The organism is Bacillota bacterium (genome assembly GCA_018333655.1).
GTDB lineage: Bacteria > Bacillota > UBA994 > UBA994 > UBA994 > BS524.
This window is the reverse complement of sequence record JAGXTJ010000023.1, coordinates 181,955-206,059: the sequence shown is the minus strand read 5'-3', so window position 1 is coordinate 206,059 and position 24,105 is coordinate 181,955. Positions and strand designations below refer to the sequence as shown.

Below are 24,105 nucleotides of genomic sequence, written 5' to 3'. Positions count from 1 at the left end.
TTATCCTGTTACCACTGACGGGCACGGGATTGCCGATTGAGGAAACAACCTTGGCAACCTCCTAATTATCGGTGCGGCGATGGGCCACAGCGTTTACTCGGCGGCGGATAGATAAACTCGCTCGTCATTGCGCACACGCAGGACTGATGCCCGCCGGCGATAATTGTTCCAGTCCCTAAACGCTGCGCGGCTGATTTCGTCATCCAACCGATGAACGGTCATGGTTCTTTGCGGCATGGGGACATTTCTCAGCAAGTCGTGCCCGTCAATACTAAACTCTGCCAAGCGAGCTGTACGAGCACCTGGGCCAAACCCGACCAAAGTAAAGGGAAATTCCCACTGTAGAGCATCAAGGTCATAAGTCTGAACATACGGCCCTAGAATGGCCATTTCAGGCGTAAGGTCAGCCGGAGCGGAGAAAGTAAGCCCAGCAAAAACAGATACCAGCAGCAAACAACACAGCACTACAAAAACTAGACGTTTCGCAGGTCTATTCGTGAGCCAAAGACCTTTGCCTGCCACCATAGAAATTCATCCTCCTCCGTCATTTTTTCGGCAATTACCGCAAGCTCTCTCCAGTCCTCCTTCCGACCTAATATTTAGCAGTTATTGCCACATCTTACTTTATCGCCACCTCTCCTGTATGTCAAGGATATATGTGACAACTCAGAGCTGTCACATGAACTTCTTAGGAAACCACCCGCCGCAGAGTTGTTCGTAAAGGGCTTCCGAAAAACTGGTGGAGAAAACTTTAAGCAAAAGGCGTTAGGAACGCAAAACGCCAAGGGAGCAAAACCCGTAAGCGTCAAATAACCCCCACCTTGCCAGAGGGCAAAGTGGGGGTATGGGACCATTAATCCCCCTCGACACTCAACAAAGGGGATAGGTGTTTTTTGCAATAGGAATTTCCCCAGTTTTGCAAGGCTTTTTCCCCAGGCACCGGTGGGGAATTTTCTTAGTCTGGTTGGCGCAAGGTTGGAGGTTGGAGGTTGGAAATTGGAGGTTAGACGAGGAAGGGGAACTTTTTTAACCACAGAGGTCACAGAGGTCACAGAGGAACTGTGTACTCTGTGGTTGAAATCGTCTCCCCATGCCACTGGCCCCACACTTTACTCTTCTTCCTCTTTAATATCTTGCGGCAAAATGAGCATCAGTTCGTCGCGTGACGACCGTTCTTTCTTAAAGAGCCGCAGGGCCTGCTTGCGGATGCCTCGCTCTATGAGGTTTCGCACTAGGCGGGCGTTGCCGAAGTTTTCGCGGTCGCTGTGCAATTGCTGCGACAAGATAGCGCCAAGCTTGGCCACAGACCCTGTGCTCAGGCGATACTGTTTTTTGTCCAGCAAATGCGCGGCAATTTCGAGCAGTTCATCGATGCAGTAGTCTTTGAAGTCGACATGAATGGGGAAGCGAGAATTTAGCCCTGGGTTTGTCTTGAGGAAGTCTTCCATCTCACGGCGGTAGCCAGCCAAGATGACCACTAGATTATCTTTGTGGTCTTCCATGCTTTTAACTAAGGTATCTATCGCTTCCTTGCCAAAGTCTTTCTCCCCACCCCGTGCCAAAGCGTAGGCTTCATCAATAAATAGGATGCCCCCTAGGGCCTTCTTGATCTGCTCGCGCGTCTTTTGCGCGGTATGCCCTATATACTCTCCCACCACATCGGCACGCTCTACCTCAATCAAGTGCCCTTTGGCGAGCACCCCCATTAGGCGCAAGATCTTACCTAAGAGTCGTGCCACTGTGGTCTTTCCCGTGCCTGGGTTACCTTTAAAGATCATGTGCAAGACCAAGGGTTCCGTTACCAGACGCTCTTCCTGGCGTCTCTTCTGAATATGTATAAAGGCCTGCATTTCCCTTACTAAGGTTTTGATATCCTGTAGGCCAATCAAAGAATTAAACTCTAGCAGTACGTCTTCCAATGATGGCGAGGGGGAGATTGCCCCTTGTTCAGCATTTGGAGAGATACTATCTGGCTCCGCACCCTGCACAGGGATACGGAGCTCTAGGTCTCGCAAAAATTTAAGCGCTTGAGACACACTGATATGCCCTGACTCAAGCAGGGCATATACTTCGCTAGAAGTACGAGGACGCACACCTACCACCCCCACACAACATATCGCCACAGTATACGCCAAAGCAGAGCAGAATGTGCCTAGGACTCGCCCTGCGCGCCAGAAGAGGGCGATAACTGCTTCTCTACCGCCGAATGAACAGGGCCGCCCGTTAATGGGGCGGCCCTGCCATACCTTCGTTTAGCTATCCCCTTCAACTAGACCCATGTTGATGGGCCGTACCGGCTGCACGGTAGAAATAGCGTGTTTATAGACTAACTGCTGACGACCCTCGGAGTCCATCATAGCGAGAGTGAAGTTATCAAAACCTTTAACGATGCCCTTTAGTTGGTACCCATTGACAAGAAAAATAGTTACGGGCAGATTCTCTTTGCGCACCTGATTTAGAAATAGATCTTGTAGATTCAGTACTACTTTAGACATTTTTGGCCTCCCATCTCTCTCTAGTCAGACTAATTCTAATACATGTGCCACTCCTTTGCAAGAATTTCCAAGATGCCCGATATTGCTTTCTGGGAGTCCTGGGCGTCCACCCAGTGCACGCGACTGTCAGCACGAAACCAGGTCATTTGGCGTTTGGCATAGCGTCTGGTCTGTTGCTTGAGGATGGCCTTCACCTCTTCCAATGTAGAATGTCCTTCTAGATATCCTAACAACTCTTTGTAGCCTAGCGCCTGAAGAGCGACTAGGCTAATCCCCTGCGCATAGAGATGTCTAGCTTCTTCTAACAAGCCCGCGGCAAACATTTGTTCTACCCGCGCATCGATACGAGCATGTAACTCCTCGCGGGGGCGCAACAGCCCGATCATAAGCACGTCATAGAGGGCGTTCTTAATATCCTTCTCCGATTCCCATGAACTAAGAGCTCGACCTGTTGTTTCAAAAACCTCTAGGGCGCGAATAATACGACGCTGATCTGTCGCCGGCAGTCGGGAAGCGACCCGCGCGTCAACTTGCCGAAGACGCGTGTAGAGAGCGGCTAAGCCCGCTTCCTGCAATTCTTGCTGGAGCTTCTTACGCACTGCCGGATTGTTCTCGCTAGCGGTGAAGTTGTAGTCATCGATGGCTGCCCGAATGTAAAGCCCCGTACCACCAGAGAAAATGGGCAGCCGACCTCTCTCTAAAATGTCGTTCACCGCGGCTCGCGCTAGACGCTGATAATCTGCGGCACTAAATGACTCACCGGGGTCCACGACATCGATCAAGTGGTGCGGTATCAGGGACCTCTCGGCTAGAGTCGGCTTGGCGGTACCGATATCCATGCCGCGATAAACCTGCATGGAATCAGCGGAAATTATTTCACCGTGTAGCCTGGCCGCTACTTGCAGGGAAAGACTAGTCTTGCCTACAGCAGTGGGTCCAACTATTGCCAGTATGCGTGGTTTCATGCTCATCCTCATTTCGGGTGAAAAAGTTTGTAGAGCGCCTCTTCCGTAAACGATATCTCAATTGGCCGACCATGGGGGCATGTCACGGGCAAGTTCGTCGCGTATAGCTTGTCAAGGAGCTCCACCATTTCGCTAGGGGAGAGTCGTACCCCAGCCTTAATGGCAGCGCGGCAGGCAAGTCTGGCTGCGACAGCCTCTTCCCAATTGGGGGTCTGGTCGGCATCGTGCTCTAGAGCAATTTCGCGCAAGACTTCGGCATCAAAAGTCCCCAAGTAGGTAGCTGGCATGGTCCTCAGTAAGTAGGTATTACCGCCAAAATGCTCAAAGCTAAAGCCTAAGCGCTCCATCTCCGCCAGCCGCGGAGCTAAGTTGTACCCTGCGGGGCCAAAGTCAATAGAAATGGGGATGGAAAGCGCCTGTACTCCATGGCTATGTGTCATGAACTGCTCCCATAGCACTCTTTCGTGGGCTGCGTGCTGGTCCACGATAACGACACTGCCCTGTTTTTCAACGAGAATGTAACTCAAGCAAACCTGACCGATCAGTCGATATGGTGCTGTAGGCGGTAGAATTGTCAACTGACTAGGTATCCCTTGCTCCACTCGCGGCACAAACAAGTTGGGTGCTGCCGGCTCGTAGCGGGCGTACTCTGGTGTAGCGACCTGCCCTCCCTGCGCAGCTTCCCCCCGCCCCACTTGTCTCCCTGCCACTACCTCTAACTGCTGGCGCAAAATGTTCATAAAGGCCCCGCAAATGGCCTGCTCATCGCGAAAACGCACCTCAACCTTGGTGGGATGCACATTAACATCCACCTCGCTAGCTGGCACTTGCAAATGTAGTACAGCCACGGGGCTCCGCTTGGGCGGCAGGAGGGTGCGATAGGCTTGCTCTAGGATCGCTCCGAGGCGCCTACTCTCAATATAGCGGCCGTTGAGATATATTGACTGCCAGAGCCGATTATGACGGTGAAGTGAGAAATCCCCCAAAACACCGGAAAGAGATAGTATTCCTCCTCCCTGCGGTGCGAAGTAATGTAAGTGCTTGGCCACCCCTACTCCGTACACTGCCAGAGCGGCGTCAACTAGGTTATTATTCCCCTGCGTTTGTAAAACCACCCTATCGTCAATTTTCAGAGTAAATCTGGTGCGGGGGTGGGAAAGTGCGATTCTTTCCACCACTTGCAGCACTTTTTGCCCCTCAGCAGTCTCGCTTTTCATGAATTTAAGTCGTGCCGGTGTGTTAAAAAAGAGATCGCGCACTTCTACAGTCGTGCCTATGGGCCTACCCACAGGGCGCGCGGTTACTACTTGTCCTGCGCTACACCTAATCTCATGGCCTCCTTCAAAGCCGCGCAGACGACTCTGTATAGTGAGGTGGCTGACAGAGGCAATGCTTGGCAAAGCCTCGCCGCGAAAACCTAAAGTTGTCATGGCAAAGAGATCGTCAATGGTCTGCAGTTTGCTGGTGGCATGGCGCAAAAGGCATAGTCGCAAGTCTTCAGCGCTCATGCCTGAGCCATCATCGGTAACGCGCAGTAGAGACAGCCCTCCCTTGGTAATTTCGACGCTGACTTCTGTGGCACCCGCATCAAGGGCATTCTCCATGAGCTCTTTGACTGCGGAACTAGGCCTTTCAATTACTTCACCGGCGGCGATTTGATTAGCCAACTCAGTTGATAAAACGTTAATCGTCACGAGTTTCACCAACTTTCTCGGTCTTTTGCTTGAGTTCAAAGAGCAAGCGTAAGGCCTGTAGAGGGGTTAAAGCCTCTGGCGTGAGTTGTGTCAATTCTTCATATATGGCTAAGGCTAGAGCCGTACGCGGGTCAGGCTCCATGTAGAGTGGAGCCTCGGCAACAGCTTGCAAAAAGTTAGTCTGTTGAAAGGGTTGCGACTTCTTGCTCTCGTGCTCCTTGAGCAAGGCGATGGCCCTGCTAATGACCGAACGGGGCAGCCCCGCCATGCGGGCCACGTGAACGCCGTAGCTCTTACTGGCCTTGCCAGGTTGCACACGATGGAGAAAGATTACTTCCTTGCCGCTCTCCAGTATGGCCACAACATAGTTTTGACAGCGGGCGAGGTGGTCGGACAGACGTGTCAACTCATGGTAGTGGGTAGAAAACAGGGTGCGAGCACTCACCTGGTCATGAACGAACTCCATAATTGCTTGTGCGAGCGCCATGCCATCATAGGTGCTGGTACCCCGACCAACTTCATCAAAGAGGAGCAAGCTACGCTCTGTTGCTTCTGCCAAAGCCAGGCTTGTTTCTAGCATCTCCACCATAAAAGTACTTTGTCCACCATAAAGATCATCCGCTGCGCCTACCCTGGTAAATATCCGGTCAACATAGCCGATGGTGGCTTTTTCCGCGGGGACAAAGCTACCGACTTGCGCCATCAGCACAATTAAGGCAACTTGTCGCATATATGTTGACTTTCCAGCCATATTTGGCCCGGTAATCACGGCCAGTTCGCCTGGCCCCAAGTGAGTGTCATTGGGCACAAAGTGATGATTCCCTACGGTGCGCTCCACGACTGGGTGTCGTCCTCCAGTAATGGCGATGGTCTTGCTCGCGTTGACTTCTGGTTTAACGAAGCGGTACCGACTAGCGGCCTCGGCAAAGGCTTGCAGCACATCAAGCTCCCCTACTCGCCGCGCCACCGACATGATACTGCGCGCCTCGGCGGCGACCCTCTGGCGCAGGGAGACAAAGAGTTCTTCCTCTAAAGCCAGTAGTCTTTCCTCTGCCGTCATGATGGTGTTCTCGAGCTCTTTGAGTTCTGCCGTAACAAAACGTTCAGCATTGGCTAGAGTCTGTTTGCGGTGGTAACGTGGCGGCACCAGACTGAGATTAGTATGGGTGACTTCGATGTAGTAGCCAAACACTCTATTGAAGCCAATTTTTAGCGACTTAATGCCTGTGGCTTGACGTTCCTCAGCCTCGAAGGAAGCCAGAAGGGACTTAGTATCGCGACAAACGGAGCGCAGAGCGTCTACCTCAGCGTGGAAGCCCTCTTTAATCACTCCGCCGTCGCGATGGTTTACAGGGGGATTCTCCAGCAAGGCATTTGTAAGTAACTGCTGTAAATCAGAATGAGGCATGAGCTCAGCCATAATTTCGCCTAGTAAACCATCCACAAAGCCAGAGAGCAGGGAATTAAGCTCAGTCACCCCTGCCAGTGACTTTTGCAAGGTAACTAGGTCGCGAGGATGGGCCGTGCCCGCGACCACCTTGGCCAAAAGACGTGGTAGGTCGTAAACCCGCCTAAGCGCCTCTCTCACCTGATTACGCCACAGGTTATCTCGCCACAACGCATCCACGGCCTGGAGACGGGCGTTTACTTGGTCGGTACTTATTAAGGGCTGCTCTAGCCACTGCTTAATTAGGCGGGCACCCATGGCTGTTGCGGTGAAGTCGAGCACCCAGAGAAGCGAACCTTCCCTCTCTCCACTGCCTAGCGCCCGCGTTACCTCTAGATTGCGCCGGGTAGTCATATCTAGTAGGGCACCGCGCCCTCCTAGACTTACCAAGGGGCGCGTCAAGTGCGAAAAGTCTCCTAGGCGGAGATCCTTGAGGTAGGCGATAATCTCACCTAGCGTGATGCTGGCCAAGGGCGTGAGCTCGACATCGCCCCAGATAGCGTTAATCATAGAGGACGATTCCTCTACCGTCAGGCCACGGGTTGTGCGCCTCAGTGCAGACAGTCTAGTCACAGATTCTTCTAAGACGTCGGGGATAGCTAGTTGGGGCAAAATCACCTCGCGGGGAGACAGCCTGTGCACTTCGTCGACTACAAGACCGTAACTTGTCTCACCGTCAAAGGAGGTAACTGAGACTGAGCCTGTAGTATAGTCTATCGTTGCCAGGACGCTTTCACCGTCTTGCTCTTGCCAACACGAGACGTAGTTGTTAGTATCCGCAGGGGCATCACTGTAAGTGGCGGGAGTTACAATGCGCACGACCTCGCGCCTCACTAGGCCCTTAGCGGAGCTAGAGTCCTCTACCTGCTCGCAAATGGCAACTTTTTGCCCTGCCCTAAGCAGGCGAGCGAGGTAGGCCTCAGCCGCATGAAACGGAACGCCGCACATAGCAACCTTCTGCCCCTGTCCGCCGTCACGTGATGTGAGTGTTATGGCCAGAAGACGCGAGGCCACTTCTGCGTCTTCGAAAAACATCTCATAAAAATCTCCCAAACGAAAGAACAATATGGCGTCACTATGTTGGGCTTTGATTTCTAGATACTGCTGTATCATAGGAGTATACTGCTGCACAAAACCACTCCCCTTTGACATCAATTATATCACCCCAAAAGGCACAAAAAATCCCCTGCGCTTAAGTCCGCAAGGGATGTGTTGTCTAAAGGAGGTTACCGTCACTAATGTGGAACGCCGACCTGTTCTCCCTTTAGACTCCATGTCTGTACTTTGGTGATTCGCACCTCGACTAGTCTGCCAATCAATGAGCTCTCGCCTACAAAGTGCACTAACTTATTGCTGCGGGTCCGCCCGGTAAGTCGTGAAGGGTCTGTTCTGCTGGGCCCCTCCACTAACAACTCCACGACTTGATTTAGCAGTGGTAAGTTGCACTCTAGGGAGATTTCATTGACGACATCGATTAAGTGCCGAAGACGCGCATTTTTCTCTTCTTTACTAAGGTTTTCAACCCAATCTGCCGCCACTGTGCCGCTACGGGGGGAATAGGCAAAGGTATAGGCGGCATCAAAACGGACTTCCCTAAGCAAACTCAAGGTCTCAGCAAAATCCTCCTCCGTCTCACCGGGAAACCCGACGATAATGTCAGTCGTAATGACGGCAGTAGGCACAGCGCGGCGAATACGATCAACTAAGGCCAGGTACTGCTCTCTAGAGTAACCGCGGTTCATAGCTTTAAGGACAGCGTTGCTGCCACTTTGCACTGGCAGGTGGAAGTGCTCACACACTTTCTTTGCACGCGCTACTACCTGTATAAGTTTATCGGTAAAGTCCCTAGGATGTGAAGTCATGTAGCGCACACGAGAAATACCAGAGATAGTTTCGATGCCCGCCAAGAGATCGGCGAAATCTGGCTGCCCCGCGAGATCGCGACCATACGAATTAACATTTTGTCCGAGCAGCGTAATCTCTCGGTAGCCCTTAGTCGCTAAATCGCTAATTTCAGCAAGAATTGCCGAGACCTCACGGCTACGTTCCTGCCCTCGGACATAAGGCACGATGCAGTACGTGCAGAAATTACTACACCCGTACATAATGGTGACCCATGCTTTTAAACTGTCACGCCTGGCTCGGGGTAGATTCTCGGCGATAGCACCTGCCCCGCCAAGGACTTCTACTACCGCTGCACCTGTGGCCTCGACCTGTGCCAGTAGCTTCGGAAAGTCAGGCAGGTTATGCGTGCCAAACACCAAGTCCAAGTAGGGGAAGCGCGTCTCAAGCTTTCTGGCCACGTCCTCTTGCTGTGGCATGCATCCGCAAATGCCGAGGATGAGGCGAGGATTCTCCTGCTTCAGGCTATAAAGCTCACCAAGCTTGCCGTAAACCTTGCTCTCAGCATGCTCTCTGACGCAGCAAGTGATCAACAAGATTAGGTCTGCTTCGCTTTCCGTTGTTGTAGAGGAGTAGCCCAAGGTCTCAAGGTGGCCGGCCAAGACTTCGGCATCTGCTTCGTTCATTTGGCAACCAAATATATGAAAGAGATACTTCATTGTTTCTTCGTCTCCGCTCCTATCTTTGCAGTAGATCAACTAAGTGACGGGCGGCCAGAGGCCTAGCTAAGCGTTTAGCCAGCTGGCTCATGCAAGACAGGCGCAGATCGTCTGCCAGTAAGTCAGCTAACTTCGGCGCCAAGAAGCTCATATCAAATTGAACGGCAGCCTGCTGCTCAACTAGAAACGAGGCATTGCGAAACTCCTGCCCAGGTATCGGTGAGACCACGGCCATGGGTAGACCAATGGCCAAGGCTTCGGCGCAAGTGACACCGCCTGGCTTGGTCACCAGTAGGTCTGCAGCCGCCATGTAAGTCTCAACATTATCCACATAGCCAACAATGTGCACTTCATTGCGAAAACGTGAGGCCAGCAATTCTCGATACAAGGACTCATTCTTACCGGCAATGACTATTAATTGTGGGCCATCTAAGTAGTGGTCTAGGACCCTTACCATTTCGGTGGGAGTACCCATCCCCAGCCCGCCTCCCATTAGTAGCAAGGTAGGGCGGTTCTCTAGCCCCAAGGCCTCTCTAGCTTCTGGCCTACTCGGCGGATTAGAAAAGCGGCGGCGAATGGGTATGCCAATAGGCGCAATTTGGTGCTCTTCCACTCCAATATGCCGTAGCTGGTAGGTAAGCTTCGGCGATGCCACGACATAGGTGTTAACTGCAGGATGAACATAGGTGTAGTGCACCGTAAAATCAGTGACTACAGCGAATAAAGGCACGTCAATGTCTAGCTTGATCTTCAGTGCGGAGAGAAAGCCAGCTGGAAAGCTATGGGTGCAGACAATGGCGTCTGGCTTAAATTGGGAAAGCAACTTTTTAAAAAGATTGCAGAACAAATTATTGATTATGGAGGAAAAGTCAAAGAAGGTGGGCTCCTCAGTCCATTGATAAATTCTGCCATATATATTAGGGGTGTATCGCAGCAACTTAAGGTAACTCTCCAAAAGTACTTTGGAAAAAAATGGACTGACAAATTCTAAGGCATCTATTTGCTGGACCGTATGTCCCGCAAGGCGCAGTTCCTCAGCGGTAGCTTCCGCAACGAGATTGTGGCCATGACCTATGTTGGCAGAGAAAATGATAATATTCATCGATCAGCCTCCTAGGTAGACATGCATTGTAGCTATTCTATCACAGAGGAAGCCAGTAATGCGAACAGAGAGCGTGCCAGTATCGCCTTGTGGCATGATATAATACGCTGAGGTGATTTGGGATGTGGTGGCGTCGTTTAATTGAGTATTTAGGAATTATCATCGGGTCGATTATCGTGGGCGTAGGGCTAAACGCTCTGCTTATCCCTAACCGCATTGCTGCTGGAGGCGCAAGCGGAATTGCGACTATTATTTATCATCTATGGGGATGGTCGCCCGGAATAGTCTTACTGGCGATTAACATCCCCCTGCTTATTGCTAGCTTCATCGTTTTTGGGCCGCGCTTTGGTATCTACACCATCCTGGGTTCTCTCGCGACCTCGCTCGCTGTCGAGTTCACGCAGGGCGCTGTGGTGCTAACCCAAGATCCCCTGCTGGCTTCAATTTATGGTGGAGTAGTAACTGGCATCGGCATGGGCATTGTATTCCGTTTCCGGGGTTCGACGGGTGGGACCGATATACTGGCTAAATTCGTCACTCACTACAGTGGCGTAAGTATCGGACAAGCGCTGCTCTTTATTGATGCTGCCGTTGTCCTTTTGGCCGGCATCATATTTACGGCCGAGTATGCCATGTACGCGCTTATCGCCATTTTTGTCAGCGCCAAACTCATTGATGTGGTGCTAGAAGGCATCTACTCGGCCAAGGCACTCTTTATCATTTCTCACGAGGCAGACAGAATTGCCGCTCTGCTCATGACCAGGCTAGAGCGCGGTGTGACCATGTTCCCCAGCAAAGGTGGCTTCAGTAAAGAGGAGAAAACTACTCTCCTCTGCGTCGTGGGCAGGATGGAACTTAGTCGCGCCAAACAAGTAGTGCTCGAGATTGACAAGACGGCCTTTATTATCGTCACCGAGGCCCACGAAGTGCTAGGGGAAGGCTTTGCTGCTCCGTAGCCTATTTCTAACGCGGGCAAATCTCCACTAAGTCACCATTGCGAAGTCCACAGGCATTGGCTTCATCGGTGTCAATATGCATTTCTAGTTTAAAATCCGGGCGTACCCTGACTAGTACATGGTGCAGGGTCATGCCCCGTTCTCCGCCCACAGAGACACTGACTTTATCTTTGTCGGCTACGCCAAAAATTGCGGCATCATGGGGGGTCATGTGAATGTGACGCCAGGCAATTATTACGGCATTTTCTGCCTCTACTGCCCCCATGGGTCCCTCAATGCGAATGCTACCCGCCCCACTGAGGGAGCCCGAATCTCGCACCGGGGGGTTTATACCTAATTTCACGGCGTCAGAGAAGCTCACCTCTACTTGACTTTGGGCGCGAGCGGGACCTAGGACACGGACATTGGCAATCTCGCCCTTCGGGCCGACTAATGTCACCGTTTCCATGGCCGCAAACTGCCCTGTTTGGCTGAGATCGCGCAGTTTCTGCAACTTGCGGTTGGGCCCAAAAAGTGTGGCCAGATCTTCGACGGACAAATGCAGGTGGCGACTAGATACACCTACAGGAATTTTCATACTCACAGCTCCTTTGCAAATCAACTTAATTAATTAGGAGAGGCGGTTACGCCCCTCCTTTTTCTTTAGCCAAGAATGGACAAGAGGACGCCTGCAGCTATGGCTGAGCCGATGACTCCGGCCACATTAGGGCCCATGGCATGCATCAATAAATAGTTACTGGGGTTAGCCCGGCGGCCCTCATTCTGCGATACTCGTGCGGCCATGGGTACCGCCGACACACCAGCCGAGCCGATTAAGGGGTTGACTTTACCCCCTGTGGCATAGTACATTATTTTGCCAAATATTACGCCGCCCGCCGTGCCCACGGCAAAAGCAGCAAGACCGAGGAAGATAATGGCCAAAGTCTCCCAAGTGAGAAAGTATTTAGCCTGAGCTGTTGCGCCCACACTTAAGCCGAGAAATATAACTACCAAATTCATCAATTGGTTTTGCGCAGTTTCTGACAAACGAGCGACTACTCCCGACTCTCTAAAAAGATTCCCTAACATCAGCATACCCACAAGCGGTGTAGCGGGCGGCAGCAAGAGGCTGACGAGGACAGCCACGATGATGGGGAAGAGAACTTTCTCGAGTTTTGAGACGACCCGCAGTTGCTGCATAACGCACTGGCGCTCTTTTTCGGTCGTCAGCAGGCGCATAATGGGAGGCTGTATCACGGGAACAAGCGCCATGTAGGAATAGGCGGCGAGAGCAATGGCGCCGAGGCGATGGGGTGCTAGGCGTGCCGCCAAGAATATAGCCGTAGGGCCATCAGCTCCGCCAATGATAGCTATCGAGGCTGACTCTTGGGGAGTGAAGTTAAGCGCTAGAGCCCCAATGAAAGTGGCAAATATGCCGATTTGCGCGGCTGCACCGAGTAGAAAAGTTTTTGGGTTGGCGATAAGGGGTCCAAAATCGGTCATTGCTCCCACGCCCAGGAAGATAAGGGGTGGGTAGATGCCAAGCTTAACGCCCTGGTAAAGATAGTACATCAGTCCGCCTGCCATATTGCCAGAAGGAGGTGCCATTAAGCCACCCAAAGGCAGGTTAGTTAGCAGCATCCCGAAACTGATGGGCAGGAGCAGGAGTGGCTCATACTCTTTAACGAGCGCCAGGTAGAGAAAGAAACAGGCCACGACTATCATAATAAATTGTCCCTGGGTCATGTTGGCAAAGCCTGTCGTGCTCCAGAGATCTATCAATATCGCTACAATTTCAGCCAGCAATGTCTTTCCTCCCCTTGTTTAGCCAATAACGACGAGGACGTCACCCGAGTTAACGGCGGTGCCCTTGTTGACTCTAACTTCGCGTATGGTGCCGTCAGTTGTGGCGACTACCTCGTTCTCCATCTTCATGGCCTCGAGGATTACTACTGGCTGTCCGTACTTTACAACATCGCCAACTTTTACTTTAACACCTAGGATTGTCCCGGGCATGGGGCTCGCCACTACACCCGCGCCGGTAACTTTGGGGGAGGCACTCTTTTGTGGTGCCGGCTTAGCTACAGGTGGCGCTACCGGCGCTGCTGCGGCTACACGGGGAGGAGCGACTACCGTCGCCGGTGCAGCAAGGGGGGCTGCTGGTCGAGCGGCAGAATACACCCCCACTTCTTCTACTTCCACTTCATAAACTTCTCCATTAACGACAATGCGATATTTCTTAAGCACAAAATCGCTCCTTCCTAATTGTGATGACGCTCTGCATTTCCAGAACGACTCGCTTGTTGCCATGAACTTACAGCTATGTGGTCTTTGCGAATGCTCACAATATTGACCGGACGACTGCCCATGGCCGCGGCTAGAGCCGCAGAAATGGCAATCATAACGCCATAGGTGACTTCCTGCGTCGGCTGCACTAGAGTCACAGCTTCATCCACTACTTCCACTGTTTCTACATGGTTCGCCGTTTCAGTGCTCACAACTTGTGCTGTCTTACTCTCCTTGGTGGCGGCGCCCACAACAAAACCTAGGGCTAAGAGCAGTAGCTGCATAAGGTAGAGGGCGACAAAGACGATGCCCATACCAATAGCGGTGACTTTTAAGCCGTAGAAAAATACTTCACTCGTCATGCTTTCCTCCTACAGGGGCATATTGCCATGTTTTCTGGTGGGGCGAGTTTCACGCTTGGTAGCGTTAGCTTCAAGGGCGTTACAGAGCACGCGGCGCGTGTGGCGCGGGTCGATGATGTCGTCCACCATGCCCCTTGCGGCAGCCACATAGGGGTTGGCGAATTTTTGTCGATACTCGGCAATTTTCTCTTGACGAGTAACAGCAGGATTCTCGGCCTGCGCTATGGCGTCCTTAAAGAGGATGTTCGCCGCGCCATCTGGCCCCATAACGGCGATCTCCGCGGTAGGAAAGGAAAAGACTGCATCTGCGCCTAGGGCCCGGCTACACATCGCCAAGTAAGCACCACCGTAGGCCTTACGTACAATTACGGTAATCTTAGGAACGGTAGCTTCGGAGTAAGCATAGAGTAGTTTCGCGCCGTGTCGAATAATGCCGCCATACTCTTGGTTGACGCCGGGAAGGTAGCCGGGTGTGTCGACAAAAGTAACCAAGGGAATATTAAAACTGTCGCAGAAGCGAATAAAGCGCGCGGCCTTGTCCGAGGCATTGATATCGAGACTGCCAGCGATAACCTTTGGTTGATTAGCAATAATGCCTACGGTGTTGCTGTTAAGTCTGGCGAAGCCGACCACAATGTTCTCGGCATAGAAGGGCTGCACTTCCATAAAGTCCCCATCGTCAACGATTTCGGCGATCAGCTGCCTAGCGTCGTAGCCGCGGTTCGCTTCCGCAGGAACAAGCTCAAGCAGATGATCTTGCGAGCGACTTACGGGGTCATCGGAAAAATTAGCCGGAGCTTGTGCCAGGTTATTACTGGGCAAGAAAGTGATTAGACGCCGCACTTCATTCAAGCAATCCTCATCGCTCGCTGCCATAAAATGTGCTACACCACTGGTAGTATTGTGGACCGCGGCCCCGCCTAAGTCGTCCATAGAGACCTCTTCACCGGTCACCGCCTTGATTACTTGCGGTCCAGTAATAAACATTTGGCTGTGCCCAGTCGTCATAAAGACAAAATCGGTCAAGGCCGGTGAATAGACTGCTCCGCCTGCACAGGGCCCCATAATGACTGAAATCTGGGGAATGACCCCTGAGGCGAGCGTATTGCGGTAGAAAATATTGCCGTAACCATTGAGGGCATCCACACCCTCTTGGATACGCGCGCCGCCCGAGTCATTGATAGAGATCATGGGTGCTCCGTTACGCACCGCCATGTCCATGACTTTGCAAATCTTTTGGGCATGGGCTTCGCCTAGCGAGCCGCCCACCACGGTAAAGTCTTGCGAGGCCAAGTAGACTAACCTGCCGTCAATGGTACCATAGCCGGTGACTACTCCTTCGCCTGGAGCCTCAGTTGCCTCCATGCCAAAATCCGTACAACGGTGCTTCATAAAGAGGTCAAGTTCCACAAAAGTATGGGGGTCAAGCAAGAACTCGATGCGCTCACGGGCGGTCAATTTGCCTTTTTCTTTATGCTTGTCGATACGCTTCTGCCCGCCTCCGAGAGACAGTGCCTGTCTCTTAACTTCGAGCTCCTGGATTTTCTCTAGCATCTACGTCTAAGCCTCCTCATGCTCGGTGCGCTCGCACAGTTCAACAAGCACCCCATTACTAGCTTTAGGATGAACAAAAGCAATTTTAGCGCCGTGCGCGCCGAATCTCGGGACTTCATCAATGAGCCGTACTCCCTGCGCCTTGAGCTGTTCTAAAGTCGCGACAATATCATCCACTGCAAAGGAGAGATGATGTATGCCCTCGCCCTTAGCCTCGAGAAATTTGGCGATAGGGCTGTCGGGCGCAGTTGGCTCGAGCAACTCGATCTTTGTCTCACCAATAGGCAAGAAGGCTACCCGGACTTTTTGCTCAGGTACCACTTCTTCCCCAGCATCGGGCAGCCCCAAAATTGTGGTGTAGAAGTGGCGAACTGCCTCTAGGTCCCTTACTGCGATGCCGATATGATCAATTTTTTTAAGCATCTTATCCCGTCCTTTCCGCATAATATTCGGCGATCAACTGCTCGGCCAGACTGTAGATTTCGGCTGCCCCCTGCGGAGAATTAGGCGCAACCTCCCTCCCTGCCTCTTTCGCCCAGGCAAAGAAGTCGTCCACCAAGAGATCCTTTACATAAGCGTAGAGTTCCTTTTGCCGACGTTTTACCCGCCGCACCGTTAGCTCCTGACTGGTGGTCAAGTAGGCAGTGTGGCGGTCTAAGGCCTGCAACACTTCGCTTATCCCCTGCCCTGTCGTCGCTACCGTCGTCAATACGGGAACGGGCAGCCTGCGCTTTTCCTCCTGCAGACCCAACATCGCCTCAATTTGCCGCGCGGTGCGTTCTGCTCCATCGCGGTCGGCCTTGTTAACGACGAATATATCGGCGATTTCCATGATACCCGCCTTCATCGCCTGAATATCATCGCCAAGACCCGGCACAGCAACCACTACCACAGTATCTACTGCCTCGACCACATCAGTCTCAGCTTGTCCCGTGCCAACAGTCTCCAAAATGATGGTAGAAAAATCGCCGTACTCGAGCAAACGCAACACGCGGATGGCGGCCGCAGATAGTCCGCCCAAGCTGCCACGCGAGCTTAGGCTACGTATAAAGACCTCTTTTCTTCCCGCCAAGTCGTGCATGCGGATGCGATCTCCTAGGATGGCACCCCCTGTAAAGGGACTGGAAGGGTCGATAAGTAGCAAGGCGACTTTCTCACCCTTATCAAGGAGACTTAGCGCCAAGCGTGCCGTCAAAGTGCTCTTGCCGGCCCCAGGCGGTCCAGTCACGCCGATGACTCTCGGCAACGCCTTAGGCACACCTAGCAGGCGTAGAAATTTGGCGGCCTCTTTGGCGCTATCTTCGACCAAGGAGATGCTTTGGGCCAGTGCTCGAGTCTCGCCAGACAAGAACCTTTCGCTGAGCTTATCTATGGACAACATTCTTCTTGATATACTCCACTACGGCATTCGTGCCTGTGCCGGGAGTAAAAATCTCTTTGACCCCCTGCTCCTTGAGAAAAGGTATGTCCTCGTCTGGAATAACGCCGCCGCCCACCACCAGAATATCCTCTGCTTGATGCTGTTTAAGCAAGGCGACAACTTGCGGGAAGAGGTGATTGTGCGCACCTGACAAACAGCTCAGCCCAATCACATCGACGTCTTCTTGCAGCGCCGCCTCGACAATTTGTTCTGGCGTTTGCCGCAGGCCAGTGTAAATGACTTCCATGCCGGCGTCCCTTAACGCCCTAGCGACCACTTTCGCGCCACGGTCATGACCATCTAAGCCAGGCTTGGCCACTAGTACCCGAGTTCGCTTTTCTTCTGCCATCATTTACCCCTCCCGTTAAAGGACATTATCCGCATGATATTCGCCGAAGACCTTGCGCAAGGTATCGCAAATTTCTCCCAGAGTGGCATAGACGCGCACGGCCCGAAGTATGGCGGGCATACAATTGTCTGTTCCCCGCGCGCAGTTCTCAAGCTGCCCTAAAGCCAGGGCCACAGCGCCATTGTCGCGGGTAGCACGTAGTTCCTTTAATTTTAGCTTTTGCATCTCCCCTACGCTGCCGTCAACTCGCAGTAAGCCGCGCGGCGAGGGCTCTTTTATCTGGAACTGATTGACCCCAACGACCACGCGTTCCTTACTCTCCACCTGCATTTGCCATCCGTAAGCGGCATCTTGAATTTCGCGCTGCATAAAACCTTTTTCAATTGCCGCTACCGCTCCACCCAGGGCATCTACTTTGTGTACTAGCAAGGCGGCCGCCTCTTCGATGTCATCGGTCATTTTTTCCACATAGTATGACCCTGCCAGTGGGTCTACCGTGTCGGCAACGCCGCTCTCATAGGCGATAATCTGCTGGGTGCGGAGCGCTATACGCACAGAATCCTCTGTAGGTAAGGCCAGAGCCTCATCGCGAGAATTCGTATGCAGGGACTGTGTGCCACCTAAGACCGCAGCTAAGGCCTGTAACGCAACACGCACCACATTATTGTCAGGTTGCTGCGCCGTGAGCGTTGAACCGCCAGTCTGCGTATGAAAACGTAGCATCATGGAGCGCGGGTTCTTGGCCTGGAAACGCTCTTTCATGATTTTGGCCCACAGTCTCCGCGCGGCTCTAAATTTGGCCACTTCTTCAAAGAAGTCCACGTGAGAATTAAAGAAGAAGGACAGACGTGGGGCGAAATCGTCAACGTCGAGACCCGCCTTGATAGCCGCCTCCACATAAGCAATACCATCGCTCAAGGTGAAGGCTACTTCTTGTACGGCCGTGGAACCAGCCTCACGTATGTGGTAGCCACTGATACTAATGGTGTTCCACTCCGGCACATGTTGCGCGCAAAAAGCAAAAATATCGGTTATCAGACGCATAGAAGGTGCCGGGGGGAAAATGTAAGTACCGCGCGCCACATATTCTTTAAGAATGTCATTCTGAATGGTGCCCGAGAGCTTGTCCATACTTGCGCCCTGTTTTTCCGCTACAGCAATGTACATAGCCAGTAGAACCGCCGCGGGAGCGTTTATGGTCATGGAAGTGCTCACTCTGTCCAGAGGAATATCTTTGAACAAAAGTTCCATATCAGCCAGCGAATCAATGGCCACACCGACTTTGCCGACTTCACCTTCGGCTAAGGGATGGTCAGAGTCGTGCCCTATTTGCGTGGGCAAGTCAAAGGCCACGCTGAGTCCAGTCTGCCCTTGCTCTAACAAGTAGCGATAGCGGGCATTAGACTCTTCCGCACTGGCCATGCCAGCGTACTGCCGCATGGTCCAAAATCGACCGCGATACATGGTTGGCTGCACACCCCGCGTAAAAGGGTACTCGCCTGGCAGCCCGATGTTGGCTACATAGTCATTCCTGACATCTTGGGGCGTGTAAACGCGCTCGACAGTGAGTTGTGAGGCATTCTTAAACTTTAGTTTGCGCTCCGGATTTTTGGCTAACGACCTATTGGTCTTTTCAACCCACTTGGAAAGTTGGTCTTGCAAATGCTCGTCCATCAAAGAGCCTCCTCATGAGGAAATTTCGCCTAAGGGTCTGTAATACTGTATACATTTTAGCACTATTATCGCACAATGAGAATGCACTTTCGCAAAACTTGTCGCCCTCCCAGCTAACCGGGAGGGCTTATCAGTTCTATTCTCGTCTTATACCCAGCCGTAGAGCTTCATAGCATCGGCTACGCGACGAATGCCCACCAAGTAGGCTGCCGTGCGCATATCGACGTTCTTATCGTTAGCCATCTTCCACACAGCGCTAAAGGCGTTAACCATGTTGCGCTCCAGCTTCGCATTTACTTCTTCTAGCGGCCAGTAGTAGTTTTGCAGATTCTGCACCCACTCAAAGTACGACACGGTTACGCCGCCGGCGTTAGCAAGAATGTCGGGCAGTATGACAATGCCGCGCTCATGCATTTTCTTGCCCGCTTCTGTGGTTACCGGACCATTAGCACCTTCAGAAACAACTCTAGCTTTTACTAGGTGCTGATTATCCATGGTGATGGTGTTTTCGAGGGCCGCTAGCACGAGAATATCTACATCAAGGGCGAACAATTCGTCTGCGGTGATGGGCTTACTGCCAGGGAAACCAGCCACGGTGCGATTCTTGGCGACATAGTCTTGGAGTTGATTGGCATCCATGCCGTCTGGGTGATAGGCGCCACCACCAAGGTCAAAGGCGGCTACTACTTTAGAGCCCATCTCATGCAGGTAGAGTCCGGCAAAGCTGCCGACATTGCCATAGCCATGCACAGCCACCTTGGCACCCTTGAGGTCAATCTTCATCGCGGCGCAAGCTTCACGCGTGGTGATAACCACACCCCGTCCCGTGGCTTCGGTGCGTCCCAAAGAACCGCCAATGAGCACAGGCTTGCCGGTGATAACGCCAGGATTGTTGTAGCCTTTCATGGCGTTGTACTCATCTACCATCCAAGCCATGATTTGCGCGTTAGTATTGACATCGGGTGCGGGAATATCGATCTCTGGGCCGATAAAATCGCCAAGTTTACGGACAAAGCCACGCGCCAAACGCTCTTTCTCGCCTTGAGAGAGCTTGCTTGGATCAACCGTGATGCCACCCTTGCCGCCGCCATACGGTAGTCCGATTACGGCACACTTAAAAGTCATCCACATCGAGAGAGTCTTTACTTCATCAAAGGTGACGTCCTGATGAAAGCGGATACCTCCCTTGGCGGGGCCATTGGCCGTATTATGTTGGGAACGATAGCCGACAAAAGTCTTTACCGAGCCGTCGTCCATACGCACAGGTACGGCCACTTCCATAGCTCTTTGCGGGGTCTTCAGAATTTCATAGTAGCTGTTTTCTAAACCGAGGATGTCGCAGGCCTCTTTGATTTGCCCTTGCACTTGTGCAAAAACATTGAGATTCTCTTTGGACATGAATATTCCTCCCTTTATTTCGTAGATGCAGAACTGCATCTCGGTTGCGAAGCTAGCACTCGCAGTTACTGCTTGGGTGTTCCCGGAAAGCCGTACTTAGACATTTCAAAACCGTCTTTCACCTCGGCGACAGGAATCATTTTGATGCAACTGCGCTTGGCGATGTCAGCACAAATGCGTACACAGGCCGAGCAACCCTTGCAGCGGTCCACGGCCACAAAGGCACATTTACGCTTCTCATCGTAGAGCAAGGCATTTGGTTCCGGGCAGTACAAGGTGCACAGGCGGCAATTTGTTGCCGAGCACTTCTCGGCATCAACTTGGGCTATTTTGTACATGCTAGGTCACCCTCCTTGGGCACGTTTTGCGACCAACAGCGCTCTAGCGCGTAATTATAGGCTGCCTGTATGGCGTCTAGATTCTTTTGCACCAACTCAAACTTGTGTGAAAAGCCTTTTTCCATGGCTTTGTCAAGCGAGGCCGTGCCGCCAGAGGCCACAAAACCCTTGCCGAGAAAACGCTCGCGTACCGCTTTCTCTAATGAAGCCATGTCAGGCACACCCATAATGGCCGACAGCGCACCAATCATCGCCATGTTCGTGGCCACCTCAGTTCCCGCATGCTTAAGTGCCAGCTGCATGCCTGGTAGGTAGTAGACCCTCGCCCTCTTATCTTCGAGTTCCCGCTCTTCATCACGGCTTAGCTTAATGGGATGCTCTGAGTTGATGAGGATGGTGGAATCATCCTTAAGCCCTGAGTAAAAAGGCATGGTATAGGACTTTCCGTGCGTGATTACCTGACTATGAAAGATCGCGATGAAGTTTGGAAAGATAATCTCCCCGATTTCAAACAGCTTGCTATCAGCTATGCGCACATAACTCTCAACCGGAGCCATGCGCTTTTCTGAACCAAAGAAGGGAACTATCGTACTCTCTCCCCCACTAAGGATCACACCATTGCTGAGCACGTGGGAGGCCGTCACGACGCCCTGCCCACCTACACCGGCCATGCGAATGTTATATCGCCTCATACCCTACTCCTCCTAGAATGTATTGCCCTTGCCGGCGCTTAGGCCTGCCTAGGCTTTGTTTTCTGCCTCAATGCGCTCAAGGTAGGCCTTGGCCTCGTCGCTTATAATCTCTACGAAGGAATAGCGCTCCTTCTCCACTTGACGCGCGTCGTCCATGACTTTCTCAGGAGAGATTGAGTATTCGATGTTGCAGGAGGTGTAGGCCTGCACATAGGTAGGACCAATCTCGCGGGCTATCAGTACTGCCTTGCGAATAGTGCTGATTACCCGGCCTGGATTTGTTGGTGTTAGACGGGCAATATAGGCTACCCCTGCCGTCTTAGCTAGACCGAGCATGTCGATTTTTTCAAATTGCTTGCCTAGAGGCGCCATTTTAACCACCGCCCCTTGACGGGTCATGCCACTCTCTTGACCTCCGGTATTGCCATAGACTTCGTTATCGAGCATGATCGTCGCGAATTTTTCCTTACGAAACCAGGAATGCATCACTTGGGAGAAACCAATGTCAGAGAGACCACCGTCACCCGCCATGACGACTACATCCTTTGTCTGATTCGGAAAGCGAATCTCAAGTCCACGCTTAATCCCTGTGGCCACGCCATTCGTATCGCAGTAATTGCCATAGACAAAAGGAATAGCAGCTTGAGACAAAGACAAGCGTCCGCACCCGGCCGTGCCGACAATCACCGTGTGCTCTGGATTAGGCAGGGCGATGAGTGACAAGCGCACGAAAAAGGCCATGGCGCAACCTTCACACATCGGATGTTCTTCGAGAATTTCTTTGAAAGTACCCAAGTCAGTTAGCTTGATTTGGCGGCCGAAAGGTCCTTTCTCCACCAAATCTTGATACTCCTTGGGCATAAAGCGCATAAAACCAGGGGCTACATTTAATGTTCTCAGTGCCATATTAAAACGCCTCTCTTTATGAACTTCCTCACTACCATCGGTTACTGCTCATCCTTCTCGCTGTCAAACAGCCATTCTAGAATCATTTCGGTAGGCATAGTGATGCCCCCATAAACCCTAGGACCATCAGCTATTTCAGCTTGAGTGTGACCGTAGAGCGTTGCCCGCACTTCGCGATTTAGCCAGCCAGGGCAGTTAAATTCGGGAATGATAATGCGCTTAGCATGTTGACAGGCAGCGCGGAGTTCCTCAGTCGGGAAGGGACGCAAGCTCTTGATCTTAATCAAGCCCACCTTCTTGCCCATCTCCTCGGCCTGGCGGAGGGCCTCGCGGGACTGCGAAACCGCGCTTCCCGAAGCGATAATCATCGTTTCGGCGTCTCCGTTAGTGACCTCGAGTAAACTACCCAAGTAGTGGGTAATCCAGCGACGCGAGCGCTCCTGCGCGGCATGAATTTCTTGTTGCCAAGCAGCATGCATCTGATAGCTGATAAAGTTGCTCTTCTGTACTGGTGCGTCACGGGCAATGCGGATAGGTGGGTTCTCGTTGTCAATCATGGGTACTGCTTCATTGTAGCAGTCGCGCCCCGGCAGCTTTAGTTCGGCCGAGGGCATCTCTACCCAGCCCCGAGCATGGGTGACAAAGAAACCGTCCACGGCCACGGCCACAGGCAAGGTGACTTCACACTTTTCGGAGATGATGAAGGCGGCCAAAGTATAGTCAAAGAAGTCTTGCTGATTCTCAGCATGAAAAAGAATGCTCCCCGTGGTTAGCATGTAGTCGAGCTCCAAATTATCAGGTTGAATTGACAAAGGCGCATTGATGACGCGGCACATAATGAGAAAAACTAGCGGCAATCGATGCCCCGGCCACGAAGCAATGACCTCTAAACCACGCATAAGGCCAGGACCGGATGAAGCCGTCAGGCAACGGACGCCGGTTCGTGAAGCACCAGAAATTGCCGAAAAAGCACCGATCTCATCTTCGGCCCTGTAGTAATCTTTAAGGTAGCCTTCTCCGTAAAGGTCGCCTACGCGCTGCATAGTCTCACTCTGGGGCGTAATGGGATAGGCAATGGCTATGTCTAGATTTGCGCGTCGCACCGCCTCACTAGCGGCCTCGCTGCCCGTAATATATGCCTTAGTGCGCGGGGCCTCAAAAAACATATACTCAGGTGTAACCACGCGTTGTTTCGATTCTTTGTCCATAATGTAACCTCCCCTAGGCGCTACCGCGCCCGCATAACCTAACTAGTAGCTCCCTGTTGCCAGACCAAACCATTCAATACCGCTTGTTGTGTGGCCGTTAACTGAACTCCGGGTGCCTCGGCATACCGCGGGCGCAAGCCTTCGCTCTTTAATCTGCGAATGGTCTCCGTAAGGGCACGCACTTGGTCAACACCGCAGAAAGGTAGCGAAGCCATAGAGTCCTCATGTCCCGCTTCGTGACAAAGTGTGATGGTGTAGCAGTTGGTACCGGCCCGAATCATCTTGAGTGTTATATTAGCAAAATGACAGTGCACACCCACAAAGACACAGACCTCTATCTTGTTGTGCCAAATAGTGAGGTTAGGATGACATGGGTTGATGACGGCTTCGGGGTCAATCTTAGGGTAGATAGGACGGTAGTCAGGCATAGGAATGATACGCACGCCAGGAATCTCGTCTGCTAATTCGAGCACAGCCGCAGCCTTTTCGGCAACGCCATCCCTCCATGCCCACAGTACGAGCGGTCCAGGAAAAATAGTGGGGTTCTTGCCGGTCAGAAGCTGTCGCGCCATAACCTCTAGAGTATCTTGTTCGGTAACAATACAACCTTCTACGAGGCCTTCTCCTTTTTCTGGGAGAACAATGCCGCGTGAGGCTGCTGCTGGGGGTAGCAAACCTTCTGGGCCGCGCACGACGCGGTAGGGCTTCTTCTTAATCAA

The 24,105-nt window shown here is 52.3% G+C and carries 24 protein-coding genes; 1 reads left to right on the top strand and 23 read right to left on the bottom strand.

The window, feature by feature from the left end; genetic code table 11:
* Nucleotides 1-93: 93 nt before the first annotated feature.
* The 8 genes from KGZ92_05500 to KGZ92_05465 form a co-directional block, all read right to left on the bottom strand.
* Nucleotides 94-525, bottom strand: a complete 432-nt coding sequence (locus tag KGZ92_05500) for a hypothetical protein (protein MBS3888744.1) — start codon at nucleotides 523-525, stop codon at nucleotides 94-96.
* Nucleotides 526-1,109: 584 nt separating this feature from the next.
* Entirely contained in the window at nucleotides 1,110-1,850 is a 741-nt protein-coding gene (locus KGZ92_05495; GenBank protein MBS3888743.1) for an AAA family ATPase, read from the bottom strand.
* Nucleotides 1,851-2,252: 402 nt separating this feature from the next.
* Nucleotides 2,253-2,495, bottom strand: coding sequence for an RNA chaperone Hfq (gene hfq / locus KGZ92_05490; protein MBS3888742.1), 243 nt, complete (start codon nucleotides 2,493-2,495; stop codon nucleotides 2,253-2,255).
* Between the two features lie 35 nt (nucleotides 2,496-2,530).
* Nucleotides 2,531-3,466 carry a tRNA (adenosine(37)-N6)-dimethylallyltransferase MiaA gene (gene miaA, locus KGZ92_05485; GenBank protein MBS3888741.1) on the bottom strand — a complete coding sequence of 312 codons (936 nt, stop codon included), beginning with the start codon at nucleotides 3,464-3,466 and terminating at the stop codon, nucleotides 2,531-2,533.
* A 2-nt stretch (nucleotides 3,467-3,468) separates the two neighbouring features.
* Entirely contained in the window at nucleotides 3,469-5,154 is a 1,686-nt protein-coding gene (gene mutL, locus KGZ92_05480; protein ID MBS3888740.1) for a DNA mismatch repair endonuclease MutL, read from the bottom strand.
* Nucleotides 5,144-7,753, bottom strand: a complete 2,610-nt coding sequence (gene mutS / locus KGZ92_05475) for a DNA mismatch repair protein MutS (protein MBS3888739.1) — start codon at nucleotides 7,751-7,753, stop codon at nucleotides 5,144-5,146. Before mutS ends, mutL begins: the two co-directional genes overlap by 11 nt.
* An 83-nt stretch (nucleotides 7,754-7,836) precedes the next feature.
* The gene (gene miaB / locus KGZ92_05470) at nucleotides 7,837-9,162 is read right to left on the bottom strand and encodes a tRNA (N6-isopentenyl adenosine(37)-C2)-methylthiotransferase MiaB (protein ID MBS3888738.1); all 1,326 of its coding nucleotides are present in this window, start codon (nucleotides 9,160-9,162) and stop codon (nucleotides 7,837-7,839) included.
* 19 nt (nucleotides 9,163-9,181) lie between these two features.
* The gene (locus KGZ92_05465) at nucleotides 9,182-10,264 is read right to left on the bottom strand and encodes a glycosyltransferase (protein ID MBS3888737.1); all 1,083 of its coding nucleotides are present in this window, start codon (nucleotides 10,262-10,264) and stop codon (nucleotides 9,182-9,184) included.
* A gap of 122 nt (nucleotides 10,265-10,386) precedes the next feature.
* Between KGZ92_05465 and KGZ92_05460 the strand changes: the two genes are divergently transcribed.
* Nucleotides 10,387-11,220: a YitT family protein gene (locus tag KGZ92_05460; GenBank protein MBS3888736.1), complete on the top strand. Its 834-nt coding sequence runs from the start codon at nucleotides 10,387-10,389 to the stop codon at nucleotides 11,218-11,220.
* 7 nt (nucleotides 11,221-11,227) lie between these two features.
* On the opposite strand, the gene KGZ92_05455 is transcribed toward KGZ92_05460, so the two are convergent.
* From KGZ92_05455 to KGZ92_05385, 15 genes are all read right to left on the bottom strand, one after another.
* A complete protein-coding gene (locus KGZ92_05455; protein MBS3888735.1) occupies nucleotides 11,228-11,797 on the bottom strand; it encodes a phosphate propanoyltransferase in 570 nt (189 codons plus the stop codon).
* A 65-nt stretch (nucleotides 11,798-11,862) separates the two neighbouring features.
* A complete protein-coding gene (locus tag KGZ92_05450) occupies nucleotides 11,863-12,945 on the bottom strand; it encodes a sodium ion-translocating decarboxylase subunit beta (protein ID MBS3888734.1) in 1,083 nt (360 codons plus the stop codon).
* 78 nt (nucleotides 12,946-13,023) lie between these two features.
* Nucleotides 13,024-13,509 carry an acetyl-CoA carboxylase biotin carboxyl carrier protein subunit gene (locus tag KGZ92_05445; protein ID MBS3888733.1) on the bottom strand — a complete coding sequence of 162 codons (486 nt, stop codon included), beginning with the start codon at nucleotides 13,507-13,509 and terminating at the stop codon, nucleotides 13,024-13,026.
* Nucleotides 13,461-13,847 carry an OadG family protein gene (locus tag KGZ92_05440; GenBank protein MBS3888732.1) on the bottom strand — a complete coding sequence of 129 codons (387 nt, stop codon included), beginning with the start codon at nucleotides 13,845-13,847 and terminating at the stop codon, nucleotides 13,461-13,463. The genes KGZ92_05445 and KGZ92_05440 overlap by 49 nt, the downstream gene beginning before the upstream one ends.
* Before the next feature lie 9 nt (nucleotides 13,848-13,856).
* Nucleotides 13,857-15,401 (bottom strand): methylmalonyl-CoA carboxyltransferase, encoded by a 1,545-nt coding sequence (locus tag KGZ92_05435; GenBank protein MBS3888731.1) that lies wholly within the window; start codon nucleotides 15,399-15,401, stop codon nucleotides 13,857-13,859.
* A 6-nt stretch (nucleotides 15,402-15,407) separates the two neighbouring features.
* Nucleotides 15,408-15,824 carry a methylmalonyl-CoA epimerase gene (mce, locus tag KGZ92_05430; GenBank protein MBS3888730.1) on the bottom strand — a complete coding sequence of 139 codons (417 nt, stop codon included), beginning with the start codon at nucleotides 15,822-15,824 and terminating at the stop codon, nucleotides 15,408-15,410.
* A gap of 1 nt (nucleotide 15,825) precedes the next feature.
* Entirely contained in the window at nucleotides 15,826-16,782 is a 957-nt protein-coding gene (gene meaB, locus KGZ92_05425) for a methylmalonyl Co-A mutase-associated GTPase MeaB (protein MBS3888729.1), read from the bottom strand.
* The gene (locus tag KGZ92_05420) at nucleotides 16,766-17,170 is read right to left on the bottom strand and encodes a cobalamin B12-binding domain-containing protein (GenBank protein MBS3888728.1); all 405 of its coding nucleotides are present in this window, start codon (nucleotides 17,168-17,170) and stop codon (nucleotides 16,766-16,768) included. Before KGZ92_05420 ends, meaB begins: the two co-directional genes overlap by 17 nt.
* Nucleotides 17,171-17,185: 15 nt before the next feature.
* Nucleotides 17,186-18,844 (bottom strand): methylmalonyl-CoA mutase family protein, encoded by a 1,659-nt coding sequence (locus tag KGZ92_05415; protein ID MBS3888727.1) that lies wholly within the window; start codon nucleotides 18,842-18,844, stop codon nucleotides 17,186-17,188.
* Between the two features lie 147 nt (nucleotides 18,845-18,991).
* A complete protein-coding gene (locus KGZ92_05410; GenBank protein ID MBS3888726.1) occupies nucleotides 18,992-20,242 on the bottom strand; it encodes a Glu/Leu/Phe/Val dehydrogenase in 1,251 nt (416 codons plus the stop codon).
* 65 nt (nucleotides 20,243-20,307) lie between these two features.
* Nucleotides 20,308-20,580 (bottom strand): pyruvate ferredoxin oxidoreductase, encoded by a 273-nt coding sequence (locus tag KGZ92_05405; protein MBS3888725.1) that lies wholly within the window; start codon nucleotides 20,578-20,580, stop codon nucleotides 20,308-20,310.
* Nucleotides 20,568-21,272 (bottom strand): 2-oxoacid:acceptor oxidoreductase family protein, encoded by a 705-nt coding sequence (locus KGZ92_05400; protein MBS3888724.1) that lies wholly within the window; start codon nucleotides 21,270-21,272, stop codon nucleotides 20,568-20,570. The genes KGZ92_05405 and KGZ92_05400 overlap by 13 nt, the downstream gene beginning before the upstream one ends.
* Before the next feature lie 48 nt (nucleotides 21,273-21,320).
* Nucleotides 21,321-22,178, bottom strand: coding sequence for a ferredoxin oxidoreductase (locus tag KGZ92_05395; protein ID MBS3888723.1), 858 nt, complete (start codon nucleotides 22,176-22,178; stop codon nucleotides 21,321-21,323).
* Between the two features lie 41 nt (nucleotides 22,179-22,219).
* On the bottom strand, nucleotides 22,220-23,386 hold the full coding sequence (locus KGZ92_05390) for a ferredoxin oxidoreductase (GenBank protein MBS3888722.1): 1,167 nt from the start codon (nucleotides 23,384-23,386) through the stop codon (nucleotides 22,220-22,222).
* Nucleotides 23,387-23,424: 38 nt separating this feature from the next.
* A complete protein-coding gene (locus KGZ92_05385) occupies nucleotides 23,425-24,102 on the bottom strand; it encodes a carbon monoxide dehydrogenase (GenBank protein MBS3888721.1) in 678 nt (225 codons plus the stop codon).
* Between the last annotated feature and the right edge of the window lie 3 nt (nucleotides 24,103-24,105).